Annotated in this window: 10 protein-coding genes and 1 pseudogene; 10 read left to right on the top strand and 1 reads right to left on the bottom strand. The window is 69.7% G+C overall.

From position 1 onward, the window contains the following. Positions 1-393 precede the first annotated feature (393 nt). The 7 genes and pseudogenes from PCC79_RS00600 (at position 394) to PCC79_RS00570 (ending at position 6,737) form a co-directional block, all read left to right on the top strand. A complete protein-coding gene (locus PCC79_RS00600) occupies positions 394-777 on the top strand; it encodes a DUF1304 domain-containing protein (RefSeq protein ID WP_342372703.1) in 384 nt (127 codons plus the stop codon). Between the two features lie 90 nt (positions 778-867). Continuing rightward, positions 868-1,872 (top strand): ABC transporter permease, encoded by a 1,005-nt coding sequence (locus PCC79_RS00595; protein ID WP_342372702.1) that lies wholly within the window; start codon positions 868-870, stop codon positions 1,870-1,872. A 13-nt stretch (positions 1,873-1,885) separates the two neighbouring features. Then, the gene (locus PCC79_RS00590; RefSeq protein ID WP_342372701.1) at positions 1,886-2,764 is read left to right on the top strand and encodes a carbohydrate ABC transporter permease; all 879 of its coding nucleotides are present in this window, start codon (positions 1,886-1,888) and stop codon (positions 2,762-2,764) included. Between the two features lie 40 nt (positions 2,765-2,804). Further along, positions 2,805-4,445 carry an extracellular solute-binding protein gene (locus PCC79_RS00585; RefSeq protein ID WP_342372700.1) on the top strand — a complete coding sequence of 547 codons (1,641 nt, stop codon included), beginning with the start codon at positions 2,805-2,807 and terminating at the stop codon, positions 4,443-4,445. A 78-nt stretch (positions 4,446-4,523) separates the two neighbouring features. Continuing rightward, entirely contained in the window at positions 4,524-5,288 is a 765-nt protein-coding gene (locus PCC79_RS00580; protein WP_425325647.1) for a GH39 family glycosyl hydrolase, read from the top strand. Then, a pseudogene (locus PCC79_RS00575) lies at positions 5,182-6,042 on the top strand (GH39 family glycosyl hydrolase). The gene PCC79_RS00580 and the pseudogene PCC79_RS00575 overlap by 107 nt, the downstream one beginning before the upstream one ends. Next, positions 6,039-6,737 (top strand): hypothetical protein, encoded by a 699-nt coding sequence (locus PCC79_RS00570; protein ID WP_342372699.1) that lies wholly within the window; start codon positions 6,039-6,041, stop codon positions 6,735-6,737. Before PCC79_RS00575 ends, PCC79_RS00570 begins: the two are co-directional and overlap by 4 nt. Positions 6,738-6,757: 20 nt before the next feature. On the opposite strand, the gene PCC79_RS00565 is transcribed toward PCC79_RS00570, so the two are convergent. Next, positions 6,758-8,749, bottom strand: a complete 1,992-nt coding sequence (locus PCC79_RS00565; RefSeq protein ID WP_342372698.1) for an alpha-glucuronidase — start codon at positions 8,747-8,749, stop codon at positions 6,758-6,760. 185 nt (positions 8,750-8,934) lie between these two features. On the opposite strand from PCC79_RS00565, the gene PCC79_RS00560 reads away from it, so the two are divergent. The 3 genes from PCC79_RS00560 to PCC79_RS00550 all read left to right on the top strand — a co-directional run bounded on the left by PCC79_RS00560 (position 8,935) and on the right by PCC79_RS00550 (position 13,387). Next, the gene (locus tag PCC79_RS00560) at positions 8,935-9,978 is read left to right on the top strand and encodes a LacI family DNA-binding transcriptional regulator (protein ID WP_342372697.1); all 1,044 of its coding nucleotides are present in this window, start codon (positions 8,935-8,937) and stop codon (positions 9,976-9,978) included. 121 nt (positions 9,979-10,099) lie between these two features. Continuing rightward, positions 10,100-12,397 carry a glycoside hydrolase family 3 protein gene (locus PCC79_RS00555; protein ID WP_342372696.1) on the top strand — a complete coding sequence of 766 codons (2,298 nt, stop codon included), beginning with the start codon at positions 10,100-10,102 and terminating at the stop codon, positions 12,395-12,397. Positions 12,398-12,400: 3 nt separating this feature from the next. After that, complete coding sequence (locus tag PCC79_RS00550) at positions 12,401-13,387, top strand: acetylxylan esterase (protein WP_232549337.1); 987 nt, start codon at positions 12,401-12,403, stop codon at positions 13,385-13,387. The last annotated feature ends 9 nt before the right edge of the window (positions 13,388-13,396 follow it).

Here is a 13,396-nt window from a genome sequence, read left to right as displayed (position 1 = left end):
CACAGACACACCTCGCCGGTGGGGCTGGTGCCCGCTCCGCTCGCCCCTGACCAAGGACGCACCTCGCCGGTGGGGCTGGTGCTCGCTCCGCTCGCGCAAACACCACAGACACACCTCGCCGGTGGGGCTGGTGCTCGCTCCGCTCGCGCAAACAACACAGACACACCTCGCCGGTGGGGCTAGTGCTCGCTCCGCTCGCAGGTGGGGCTGGTGCTCACTCCGGCATGCGAAACGGGGCCTGCTGACCATCCCCCCGGGCCAGCAAGCCCCGCCTCAACCAACGTTAGGCAGGGCCCCCCGGATTCGCTATCCCCCGGGGAGGTGACTTTGCCGAATCCCGCTGCTCCGGCGCCGTCCGGCGTCCGGCCACAACCCCAGCCCTAGTGTGGACGCATGCTCATCACCGGCCTCGTCCTCGCCACCCTGGCGGCCCTGCTCCACGGCTACATCTTCGCGCTGGAATCGTTCGCCTGGGCCTCGCCCGCAGCGCAGCGGACGTTCGGGCATACGGCGCAGGAGGCGGAGCGAACCCGATTCATGGCGTTCAACCAGGGCTTCTACAACCTCTTCCTCGCCCTCTTGGCCGTGGCGGGTGTCGTCGCAGTCCTCGCGGGAGCAACCGTCGTCGGCCTCACGCTCGTCTTCGCCGGCGTCGGGTCGATGCTCGCCGCCGCGCTGGTGCTGGGCATCAGCTCTCCGCCGCACCGATCCGCGGCTCTCAAGCAGGGAGCCCTGCCGCTCCTCGCCCTGATTGCCCTCACGATCCATCTGCTCTGAGGCTGGCAGACCCTTGACACGGGGAGGATGCGCTCCTTAGGGTTACCACGAAACTTTCTCGAAATTTGCGAAGCACAGGGAGGTGCCTTCGTGTCACGCATCGAAATGGGCGCGGACGCCCCGACGGAACTCGCCCAGGAGAACCTGGCCGCCGTCAAGGAGGCGCCCCGTCGACGACGCCGCCGCAGTGAGACGAAGTCGTGGCGCCGCGCGCTGCGTGAGGACTGGCAGCTCTACCTGCTGTGTCTGCTGCCGCTGCTGTTCTTCGTCGTCTTCCGCTACATCCCCATGGCCGGCAACATCATCGCCTTCCGCAGGTTCGTCCCCGGTGGCTCGATGTTCGGCGAGACGTGGGTGGGGTTCCGCTACATCCAGATGTTCATCCAGGATCCGACGTTCTGGCAGGTGTTCGGCAACACGGTCGCCCTGGGCGCCCTGACCCTGCTGTTCAGCTTCCCGATGCCGATCATCTTGGCGCTGTCGTTGAACGAGGTGCGCAGCACGAGGTTCAAGAAGTTTGTCCAGAGCGCCTCCTACCTGCCGCACTTCCTCTCCATCGTCATCATCGCCGGCATGATCATGCAGATCGTCTCCCTCAACGGGGCCGTCAACCAGCTCATCGAGGCGTTCGGCGGGGAGCAGATCAACTTCATCCAGCGCGCCGAGTGGTTCCGTCAGATCTACGTCGCCTCTGACGTGTGGCAGACGATGGGCTGGGGGACGATCCTCTACCTGGCCGCCCTCACCCAGATCGACGAGAACCTCTACGAGGCCGCCCGGATCGACGGGGCCAATCGGTGGCGCCAGACCCTCCACGTCACCCTTCCGGGCATCGCGCCGACGATCATCACGCTGCTGATCCTCAACATCGGCTCGTTCCTGGCCGTCGGCTTCGAGAAGATCCTGCTGCTGTACAGCCCGTTGACGTACTCCACGGCGGACGTGATCTCCACCTACCTGTACCGCGTGGGCCTCGTGAGCAACAACTTCTCCTACGCCACGGCCATCGGCCTGTTCGAAGCCATCATCGGGTTGACCCTCGTGCTGGGCGCCAACGCCCTGTCGCGCAAGGTCGCCGGAACGAGTCTCTGGTGAGGGAGGAGGACCGATGAGTGCAGTGAAGACGTCACCCAGCTACCGGGTGTTCACGGTCATCAACACGCTGTTCCTGCTGGGCATCGTGTTCATCACGCTGTTCCCGTTCGTCAACATCGTCGCCCAGTCATTCTCGAGCAACGCGGCGATCGTGGCGGGCCGCGTCAGCCTGTGGCCCGTGGGCTTCAACACCACCACCTACGAGGCCGTGGCCGGCGATGCGATGTTCTGGCGCAACTACCGCAACACGGTCGTGTACACCGTGGTGGCCACCGCCATCTCCCTGGTCCTGACGACGTGCTATGCCTACGTCCTCAGCAAGAGGCAGGTCAAGGGCCGCAACCTCCTCATCGGCATCGCCGTGTTCACGATGTTCTTCAACGGTGGCCTGATCCCCAACTACATCCTCATCAACAGCCTGGGCTGGATGAACACGATGTGGGCCGTCGTCGTCCCCAACGCCATCAGCGTGTTCAACCTGCTCGTGATGAAGGCGTTCTTCGAGGGCATGCCCGTCGAGCTGGAGGAGGCCGCGGCGATCGACGGGCTCAACCAGCTCCAGACATTCGGCATGGTGATCCTGCCCCTGGCCAAGGCGGTGCTGGCCACGATGCTGCTGTTCTACGCCGTGGCCCACTGGAACGCCTGGTTCGGGGCCTTCCTGTACATGACCGACAAGGACATGTTCCCGGTCACCATCTACCTGCGCAACATGATTGCGGGCACCACGGGCGCCAACGACGTGGGCGCCAGCGTCGACAACCAGACCCAGATCGCCGGCAACATCAAGGCGGTGACGATGGTGCTCACCGTCCTGCCCATCCTCACCGTCTACCCCTTCGTCCAACGCTACTTCGTCACCGGAGTCATGCTCGGGTCCGTCAAGGGCTGACGACCCACCCGCCACACCCACCAAAGGAAAGAGGAAGAACGTGGAAACACGGACACCACACAGACTCGCCGCCGCGGCGACCGCGCTCGTTCTGTCGGCCTCCCTGGCCGCCTGTGGCGGCAACGGCGGCAGCACCGCCGACGGCCCCGTCGAGGTCAACGACTCGAACAACGCCGGCGCCATGGCCGACTACGGGGTGGGTGACACGTTCCAGGCCAGCGAGCCGTTCACGGTCACGACCCTGTTCTCCGACCACCCCAACTACCCGTACAACGCGGACTGGCTGTTCTGGCAGGAGATCGAGGACCGGACGAACGTCACGCTGGATGCCACGATCGTCCCGATGTCCGACTACGAGCAGAAGCGCTCGCTCGTGGTGAGCGCGGGCGACGCCCCGACCATCATCCCCAAGACCTATCCCGGCCAGGAGTCCGCCTTCGTCTCCTCCGGCGCCATCCTGCCCGTCAGCGACTACGTCGACCTCATGCCGAACTACCAGGACAAGGTCGAGAAGTGGGACATGGCCGACAACATCGAGACGCTCAAGCAGTCCGATGGCAAGTACTACGTCCTGCCCGGCCTCCACGAGGAGGTGTGGCCCGACTACACCCTCATCTGGCGCAAGGATCTGCTCGAGGCCAACGGCATCGCCGAGCCGCAGACGTGGGACGAGGTCTATGACGCCCTCGTGAAGCTCAAGGCCGCCACGGGCCAGACTCCGTTCAGCGACCGCTACCAGGGCAAGAACCTGCTCGGCATCCTGGGCACCGCCTACGGCACCACGGCCGGCTGGGCCTACAGCGGCGGCGTCACCTTCAACGAGGCCGAGGACGCCTTCGAGTTCTCGGCGCAGACCGACGAGTACAAGGACATGGTCACGTACCTGAACCGTCTGGTCACCGAAGGTCTGCTCGACCCGCAGTCCTTCACCCAGCAGGACGACCAGGCGCTGCAGGCGTTCCGCAACGGCAACACCGCCGTCATCAGCGGCAATTCCCAGGATCCCTCGGCGCACCGCGAGATCATGGACCAGAACATCGGCGCGGGGAACTACGAGATCGGCAAGGGCATCCTGCCCGGCGGCCCGGCCGGCGACGTCATGACCAACTCCCGCCTCGAGAACGGGATCATGATCAACGCCAACATCCTGGACTCGCCCAACTTCGTCGCCACCATGCAGTTCATCGACTGGCTGTGGTACTCCGACGAGGGCCAGGAGTTCACCAAGTGGGGCGTCGAGGGCACGACCTACACCAAGGCGACCGACGGCACCCGGACGCTCGACCCGGGCATCACCTACGTCTGGATGAACCCGGGCGCCCCCAAGAAGCTGAACGCCGACTACGGCTTCTCCGGCGGCAACTTCGCCTACGGCGGCACCACCGACCTGCTGCAGTCGATGTTCGCCCCGGAGGAGAAGGAGTGGCAGGAGCGGATGGCCGCCGAGCGCGAGCCCGCCCCCGTCCAGCCCCCCTACCCCTTCGACGACCTGGAGCGTGAGCAGGTCACCCTGCTGCAGACGCCGCTGAAGGACTTCGTGGAGCAGGAGACCCTGAAGTTCGCCACCGGCCAGCGCGACATGTCGGAGTGGGACGCCTTCCAGACCGACCTGGCCGGCCGGGGCGTCGACCAGTACCTCGAGATGGTGAACACGGCCTACGAGCGGGCCAAGAACGCCTGACCGAACGACCCCCGCGGCGGGGGCGTCCCCACCGGACGCCCCCGCCGCGCTCCGTCAGAACCCACGACCGAGGCCACCATGACGCGCATCGACGTTCCTCCCACCGGCTCCCGCGACGGCGCCGACGCGTGGCGCGCGTGCGTCGGGACCGGACGCCTCAGCCTGGCCTTGCGCCACGACCACCTCGCCAGTCTTGATCTCGTCCAACGCGAGATCGGGTTCCGCCACGTCCGCGGCCACGGGTTGCTGTGCGACGACATGGCCGTCGTCCAGCCCTGGTCCCACGCCGGCGAGAGCGCCACCGCGTACAACTTCACCCACGTCGACCTCGTGTTCGACGCCTGGCTCGAACGGGGCATCCGGCCCTTCGTCGAGCTGGGCTTCATGCCGGAGGCACTGGCCTCCGGCGACCAGACCGTGTTCTGGTGGCGCGGCAACGTGACGCCGCCGCGCGACCTCTCCGCCTGGTGCGACCTCGTGCGCGCCCTACTCGAGCACCTCATTGCCCGCTACGGGCTCGAGGAGGTGCTCACCTGGCCGATCGAGGTGTGGAACGAGCCCAACCTGACCCACTTCTGGCGCGACGCCGACCAGGCGGCCTACCTTGCGCTGTACGAGGCCAGCGCCCGCACCGTCAAGGACGTGCACCCCGGCCTGCAGGTGGGGGGGCCCCGCCATCTGCGGCGGTGGGGAGGCGTGGCTGGACGCGTTCCTCGCGCACTGCGCGGGCCACGACATCCCCGTCGACTTCCTCTCCCGGCACGCCTACACCTCGGGGCCCGCCGAGGTGATCCCGTTCTCGGTGCACCAAGACCTGGCACCCGCGTCCCATCTGTTGCGTGACTTCGCCACCCTGCGCGAGACCGCCGCGCGTCACGGCGTCCGGCTGCCCGCGCACGTCACGGAGTTCAACACCTCGTACAAGCCGGTCAGCCCCGTCCACGACACGTGTTTCAACGCCGCCTACCTGGGCCGCGTGCTCAGCGAGGGCGGGGACCTGGTCGACTCGTTCAGCTACTGGACCTTCTGCGACGTGTTCGAGGAGGAGGGCGTGCCGCAGGCGCCGTTCCACGGCGGTTTCGGCCTGCTCACCCACCGCCAGGTCAAGAAGCCCACCTTCCACCTCTACGCTTTCTTCGCCCGGCTGGGCGAGGAGATCCTGCACCGCGACGAGCACTGCCACGTCCGGCGCTCCGGCCGCGACGGCGGCGTCTAGGTGGTGGCGTGGCACCCGGTGGCCGACCCGGCCACCGACCCGCACACCCACACGCTCTCGCTGGCACTGCCGCTGCCGGACGGCCCGGTGGTCGTCCGGCGCGCCCGGGTGCACGAGGAGGCAGCCAACCCGTGGGCCGCGTGGCAGGCCATGGGACGCCCCCGCTGGCCCACCCTCGCCCAGTGGGACGCCCTGCGCGAGCTCGCCGAGCCCCACCGGACGGCCTGGCCGGCCACCGCCCTCAACGGCCGCCTGGAGATTGATCTGGAGCTGGTGCGCAACGAGGTCACCCTGGTCGAGGTCACGCCCGTCAGCGACGAGACGCCGAGCTACCCCGGGCTGGACGACAGCAGGGTGCCCGGTTACGGTCAGGTGCCGTGAGTGGTTCGGGGTTCGAGGCGCACGACCGGCCGTTCTACCGCGCCACGGATGGCATCGCGATGTTCCTGGCGGTGTCCGGGTGGTTCCTGTTGTTGACCCTGCCCTTCTGGCTGGGGTTGCTGCTGCTGGCCCCGGTCGTCGGCAACGCGGCGGTCTTCGCGCTGACGGCACTCCCGATCGGCCCCGCGCTCGTCGCGGCGCTCTACGCCATCCGCCGCCGCGGCGGACCCACGGAGGACCGGACGCCCACCCAGCTCTACTTCGCCGGCCTGCGGCAGGGCTGGCGGCAGGCGTTGGTGTTCTGGACGCCCTTCCTCGCCGTCGTCACCGCCGCGATGGTGACGACGCTCACGGGGGTGGCGGACACGGGGGCGGGCGCCGCCTGGCAGTTCGCGTTCGCGCTCGTGCTGCTGGTCGCCGTGCCCTGGTTGTGGCTGACGCTGACCGTGGTGGCGAACTTCACCTTCCGCAGCCGGGACGTGGCCCGGCTCTGCATGTTCTACACCCTCACCAAGCCGATGGTCAGCCTCGGCCTCATCGCGCTCACCGTCGGGCTGGGTCTGCTCGTGGCCCAGACCTTCGACTGGATCCTGGCCCCGCTGGGCAGCGTCGTCGCCTGGGCGGTGGTGACGCTCGCGCGTCCGGTGACCGACCACGTCGAGGACCATTTCGTCGGCGGCGACACCGCGGTCTGAGGACGCGCGGGACGCCGCTGTCAGCGGTGGATCAGGCGTCCACGGGCGTCCGGAACCCCCGACTTGCGCCAGAAGTAGGTGTTGACCTGGTCGCGCCACTCGATGGCGCTGCGGAGCTGTTCGGCGAACCGGACGTCCACGACAGCGCTCACCTCGCTGGGCAGGGACTCCCTCACCCCGTGCCAGCGGCGGATCATGGCCTCCCCCTGCTCCACCCCGGCGAAATGGCTGTCGTAGATGTGCTGGATGACGGTTGACCCGGAGTGCAGCACGTGGCCGTACGGCACGTGATGGAAGAACAGCAGCAGGGCGTCCGGGCAGGCGTCCAACGTCTCGTAGCGCGCCGCCATCGCGGGCGGGTAGAGCCCGATCATGCCCGAGCCGGTGGCCACCGTGCGGTCCACCCCGACGCCGTCCCGGTCGGCGAAGTGGTAGGTGCCCCACGGGGTGTACTCGTACCCGTCGACGCTCGGGCCGTAGTGCGTGTGCGGGGTGACCATGAAGCCGACCCCCAGCGGCGCGGTGTACGCCTCATACGTCTGCCAGGAGCCGAGCAGGAGGGCGGCCAGCTCGTCGCGCGCGGCGTCCGGCACGGCATACGTGGCCCGCAGCCACTCGTGGGCCAGCTCCTCGGCCGTCAGGCTCGGCTCCCACGCGAGTCGACCGAAGGCGTAGAGGTTGGCCTGCGCGAACGGGTGGCCCGTCCAGTTCGGGTCCGCCCCCACGTTCGAGACGGCGACGAAGCCGTTGTGCCGGCCGGTGTGGACGCCGACGGTCTCGTACAACCGCGGACCGCCGTCGGTCTCCCAGCCGATCTCGGTGTCGAGGGCGTCGCGCCACAGCTCGGGCAGGTAGCACACGTGCTTCTGCTGGCCGGTGTACTCCTGGGTGATCTGCAGCTCGATCGCGACGTGGGTGGCGCGCAACCGGGTCAGCAGCGGGGACACGCCTTCGCGGGTCTGGAAGTCGATGGGGCCGAACTTGACCTGCAGCACCACGTTGTCGGCGAACTGGCCGTCGAAGGGCGCGAAGTGGTCGGCGGCCGCCCGCGCCCGGTCGGTCGAGCGGTCGCGCCAATCCTGGTGGTTGTCGTAGACGAAGCACCGCCAGAACACCGTGCCGCCGTGGGGGGCCACCGCCTCGGCCAGCATGTTCGCGCCGTCGACGTGGGTGCGGTCGTACCGGAAGGGGCCGGGCCGGTTCTCCGAGTCGGCCTTGACGACGAAGCCGCCGAAGTCGCCGATGCGCCCCCAGACGCGCTCGGCCGTGGCGCGCCACCAGGCGCGGACGCCGTCATCGAGGGGGTCGGCGGTGTCGACGTCCCCCACCGTCAGGGGTGCGGCGTAGTTGACGGCCACGTAGCACGCGATGCCGTACTCGCGGAGCACCGCGGCCGCCCGGGCAACGTCGTCCAGCCGGTCGGTGACCAGCGTGGTCTCCACGTCGTTGACGTTGACGTTGTTGAGGCACAGCGCGTTGATACCCACCGACGCCAGGAGACGCGCGTAGTCGCGGAACCGGCTCAGGTCGTCGACCATCTCCCCACCGGAGAACAGAATCGACGGGCCCGCGTAGCCGCGCTCGACGCTGCCCATGGCGTCGACGACCATGTTGTCCCAGTCGTTCAGCATCCGGATGGCGGTGGCGGGCCGGTGGCGTCCGGCGCTCACGGCACCCGGGCCCCGGTTCCACACGTGGAAGAAGCCCGCCACGAGCCCGCGCCGATCCGCCGCCCTGACCACGACGCGGCCGGGTTCGGGCGTGAGGATCTCGAAGCCTTCGGGCGGGCCGTTCTCGGCCACCTGCTCGACGCGCAGCATCCCCGATGCCCCCCCGTCCGCTCCGTACCCGGCCTCGGCACCGCCGTGCCGCCGCACCAGGAGCGCGTGATCGCGCGCGATGGTCACCAGGCCGTCGTCGGCGCCGTCCACCTCGAGCTGCCAGTGGGCCAGCTCCACCGAGCCTGGGCCGCCGAGCCAACACCGATCCGACGCCGGGAACAGCGATGCCATGGGAATCCTCACATCGTCGTGGGCAGAAACTTTCGGACTTCTGAAGCCTAGGACGGGCCTTTCGTCCGGTCAACCCACCCGGGGGGCCGCCCTGCGACCCGCGTTGCACTGCCTTCATCCCACCCCTACGCTGGCGCTGGCACGGCACGAAGTTGCGCAAATGAACCCCCGGAGGAGGTGCGCCCATGGTCGCCTCTCCCACCCCGCGGGTGACGATCGCTCGCATCGCGGAGGACGCCGGGGTGTCCCTGCCGACGGTGTCCAAGGTGCTCAATGGCCGGGCCGACGTGTCCGCAGAGACCCGTGCCCGCGTCGAGGCGACGATTCGGCGCCACGGCTACCGCCGCCGCAAGCCCAAGCAGCCCCAGAGCGTGCCGATGATCGACCTGGTGTTCCACGAGATCGAGAGCCCTTGGGCGGTCGAGCTCATCCGCGGGGTCGAGGGTGAGGCGTCCCGCCACCGCACCGAGGTGATCATCAGCGAGTGCGGCGGCACACGACGGCCCCGCCGCGCCTGGATCGAATCCGTGATCGCCCGCAAACCGCTCGGGGTCGTGATCGTGTTCTCCGACCTGGACGCCGACCAGCGCGCACAGTTGGCCGCCCGCAACATCCCGTGCGTGGTCGTGGATCCCATTGGCGAGTGTGCGGAGACCGGGCCGTCGGTGGGCAGTGCGCACTTCTTGGGCGGACGCCTCGCCGCGCAGCACCTCATCGTGCTCGGCCACACCCGCATCGGGGTCATCAGCGGCCCGATGGAAACCCTGGCCGCCCGGATGCGGCTGGCGGGTTTCCGTGACGCGCTGGCCGAGGCCGGGCTGGCTCTCCCGGACGCCTACGTGCGCCACGGCACCTTCAAGATCGAGGCGGGCGAGACGCACGGATCCGAGCTGTTGGCCCTGCGTGAGCGGCCGACCGCGATCTTCGCCTCCTCCGACCTGCAGGCGATGGGCGTCTACCGGGCCGCCCACGCTCTCGGTCTCGCCGTCCCCGGCGACGTCTCGGTGGTGGGCTATGACGACCTGCCGATCGCCGAGTGGGTCTTCCCGCCCCTCACCACCGTGCACCAGCCGCTGCGGGAGATGGCCGAGGCGGCCACGCGGCTCGTCCTGCAGCTCTCGCGGGGCGAGCAGGCCCCGGCCCCCAGCCTCGAGCTGGCCGTCCGCTTCGTGCAACGGGCGAGCACCGCGCCGCCGGCCGAACCCACCGCGGGCACACCAGTACCCTGAGTCGTCCTCGGCGAAAGATTCGATCGGCCCTTCCGCGTCCGTGCCGTTGACCACGGCACGAGGCGCGCCCTACTCTGGCCGGGAACCCCGAATGTTTCGGAATGCAGCGAGGATGGTGCACATGTTCCCTTGGTCAGATACCACACGGCCCGTCGACGAGCGCGTCGAGGCGCTGCTCGACGCGATGAGCCTGGCCGAGCAGATCGGTCAACTCGGGGCCTTCTGGCCCCGACCCAAGTCCAACGGCGCCGGCCTGAACGACGTGGCCCCCATGGAGTCGGCGATGTCGAGCGGGGAGTTCGAGGAGGTGTCGGCCGACGGGCTGGGCCACCTCACGCGCGTCTTCGGCAGCGCCCCGATCGACCCCGAGACGGGGGTGGCCACGCTGGCGCGCTTCCAGCAGCAGGTGCAGCAGCGCTCCCGGTTCGGCATCCCCGCCATCGCGCACGAGGAGTGCCTGACCGGCTTCACCGCCTACGGGGCCACGGTCTATCCGGCGGCCATCGCCTGGGGCGCCACGTTCGATCCGGAGCTCGTCGGCGAGATGGCCCACGCGATCGGCTCCGACATGGCGGCCCTCGGCGTCCACCAAGGCCTGTCCCCGCTCCTGGACGTCGTGCGCGACTACCGCTGGGGCCGCGTCGAGGAGACCATCGGCGAGGACCCCTTCCTGGTGGGCACGCTCGGCACGGCGTACGTCCGCGGCCTGCAGGACGCCGGCGTCCAGGCGACGCTCAAGCACTTCGTGGGCTATTCCGCCGCGCGGGCCGGCCGCAATCACGCCCCCGTCACCATCGGTACCCGCGAACTCGAGGACGTCCTGCTCCCGCCCTTCGAGATGGCCGTCCGGGAGGGCGAGGTGGCGTCGGTGATGAACTCCTACTCCGACGTGGACGGCGTGCCCGCCGGGGCCAGCCGGCACCTGCTCACCGAGGTGCTGCGGGAGCGCTGGGGCTTCACCGGCACCGTGGTGTCCGACTATTGGTCGATCAGCTTCCTGGAGTCCATGCACCACGTGGCCGACGATCTCACCGAGGCGGGTGCCCTCAGCCTCAACGCGGGCCTGGACATCGAGCTGCCCGAGACCGGCGCCTATGCCCACCTCGCCGAGGCGGTCGAGCGGGGTCTGGTGAGCGAGGGCGTCATCCGCGAGGCGGCACGGCGCATCCTGCGCCAGAAGGTGCAGCTCGGCCTGCTCGACGAGGGGTGGGACGCCGCGGCCGCCGGCCGTGCCGTCCACCTCGACTCCGAGCGCAACCGCGAGATCGCCCGCCGGATGGCGGAGCAGAGCGTCGTGCTGTGCGCCAACGACGCCGGCGTGCTGCCCCTCCGGGCCGACTCGATCGCCCTGCTGGGCCCGATCAGCGAGAACCCGCTCACGTTCATGGGCTGCTACTCCTTCCCCAACCACGTGCTGCCCCGCTACCCCGAGCTCGCGAGCGGCCTGCCGCTGACGAGCCTCGCGGACGCCGTGCGCGCCGAGTTCCCCGACACCCGGGTGGACGTGGTGGCCGGCGTGGACATCCTCGACCCCGACACCTCCGGCATCGAGGGGGCCGTCGCGGCGGCACGCGACGCGGCGGTGGCCGTGGTGGCCGTGGGTGACCTGGCCGGCATGTTCGGCGGCGGCACCTCCGGCGAGGGCTGCGACTCGGTGGATCTGCGGCTGCCCGGCGCCCAGGCCGACCTCGTGCGGGCGGTGCTCGACACCGGGACGCCCACGCTGCTGCTGGTCGTCTCGGGGCGGCCCTACTCGCTGGGCGAGTTCGGCGACAGGGCGGCCGCGGTGGTGCAGGCGTTCATGCCGGGCGCCGAGGGCGGCGCAGCGCTGGCCGGCGTCCTCTCCGGGCGGGTCAACCCGAGTGGCAAGCTGCCGGTCGGCGTCCCCGATCATCCCGGCGGCCAGCCGGGCACCTACATCGCGGCGCCGTTGGCGTGGTTCACCGACGGGGTCTCCAACCTCGACCCGCGCCCGCTCTACCCCTTCGGCCACGGCCTGTCTTACACGACGTTCGCGGTGTCCGACCTGGCGCTGACGGCCGACGAGGTGCCCACCGACGGCACGCTCACCGCGACGGTGCGCCTCACCAACACCGGCGAGCGCGCCGGCGCGGAGGTCGTCCAGTTCTACCTGTCCGACGTGACGGCCCAGGTGGTGCGCCCGATCAAGCTGCTCGCGGCGTTCCGCAAGGTGCACCTGGAGCCGGGGGCGTCCGCCACGCTCCGCGTGGACTTCTCCACCGACCTGATGAGCTTCACGGGGGTCGATCTGACGCGCGTGGTCGAGCCGGGCGCGATGAAGCTCTCGGTGGGCACGTCGAGTGAGAACCTGCCGCTGGTGGCCGACTTCCGGCTCACCGGTGGCCTGCGCGTAGTGGGCGAGGGCCGCACCCTCAGCCCGACCGTCACGGTGGAGTGAGCCATGGCGTTCTTCGACCTCTCGCCGGACGCGCTGGCGTCCTACGCACCACCGCTGGACGAGCCGGCCGACTTCGACGCCTTCTGGGCGCGCACCTTTGCCGAGCACGGTTCGGGGGACGTGGACCTGCGCGTCGAGCCGGTGGCCACGTTCATGACCCTGGTGGACACCTACGACATCAGCTGGCGCGGCTGGAACGGTGAGCGCGTCAAGGGCTGGCTGCTGCTGCCGGCGGGGGCGTCCGGGCCGCTGCCTGCGGTGGTGCAGTACACCGGCTACTCCATCGGACGAGGCATGCCGTTCGACAAGCTCATCTACGTCGCCGGCGGGTATGCACACTTCGTGATCGACGCTCGCGGGCAGGGGTGGGCCACGCCGGCGTCCCACCCCGGCACGGACGACACGGGCACGCGGATGGCCGGTGCCGCGCGCGGGCTGATGACCGAGGGCGTCCTGGCGCCGGAGACGTACTACTACCGGCGGCTGTTCGTCGACGTCGTGCGCCTCGTGGAGGCGGCGGGAACGCACCCCGCGGTCGACCCCGCCCGCATCGCCGTCGCCGGCGGCAGCCAGGGCGGGGCGATGGCGCTGGCCGCCGCAGGGCTGGCGTCCCACCGCGGTGTGGAGGTGGCGGCGTGTTCGGCGGAGGTGCCGTTCCTGTGCCACTTCACCCGCGCGATCGGCCTCACGGACGCCTACCCGTACAAGGAGGTCGCCGACTACCTGGCCGTCCACCCCCAGCACCGCGGGCAGGTCATGGACACGCTGTCGTACTTCGACGGCATGTCGACGGCCGCGCGCGCGAGTGCCCCGGCCCTGTTCTCCGCAGGCCTGATGGACGCGATCACCCCACCCTCGACCGTGTTCGCCGCGTACCACCACTACGCCGGGGCCAAGGAGATCGAGGTGTACCCGTTCAACGGCCACGAAGGCGGCCGCGGCCACCAGGTGGAGCGCATCATGGCGTGGTTGGCGCGGGTGCTGCGCTGAGATCGTTGC

Origin of the sequence: Propioniciclava soli, from assembly GCF_038502305.1 — a bacterium.
Classification (GTDB): domain Bacteria; phylum Actinomycetota; class Actinomycetes; order Propionibacteriales; family Propionibacteriaceae; genus Propioniciclava; species Propioniciclava soli.
Note: the sequence above shows the minus strand (reverse complement) of the source record. Positions and strands in the feature narration are given on the sequence as shown.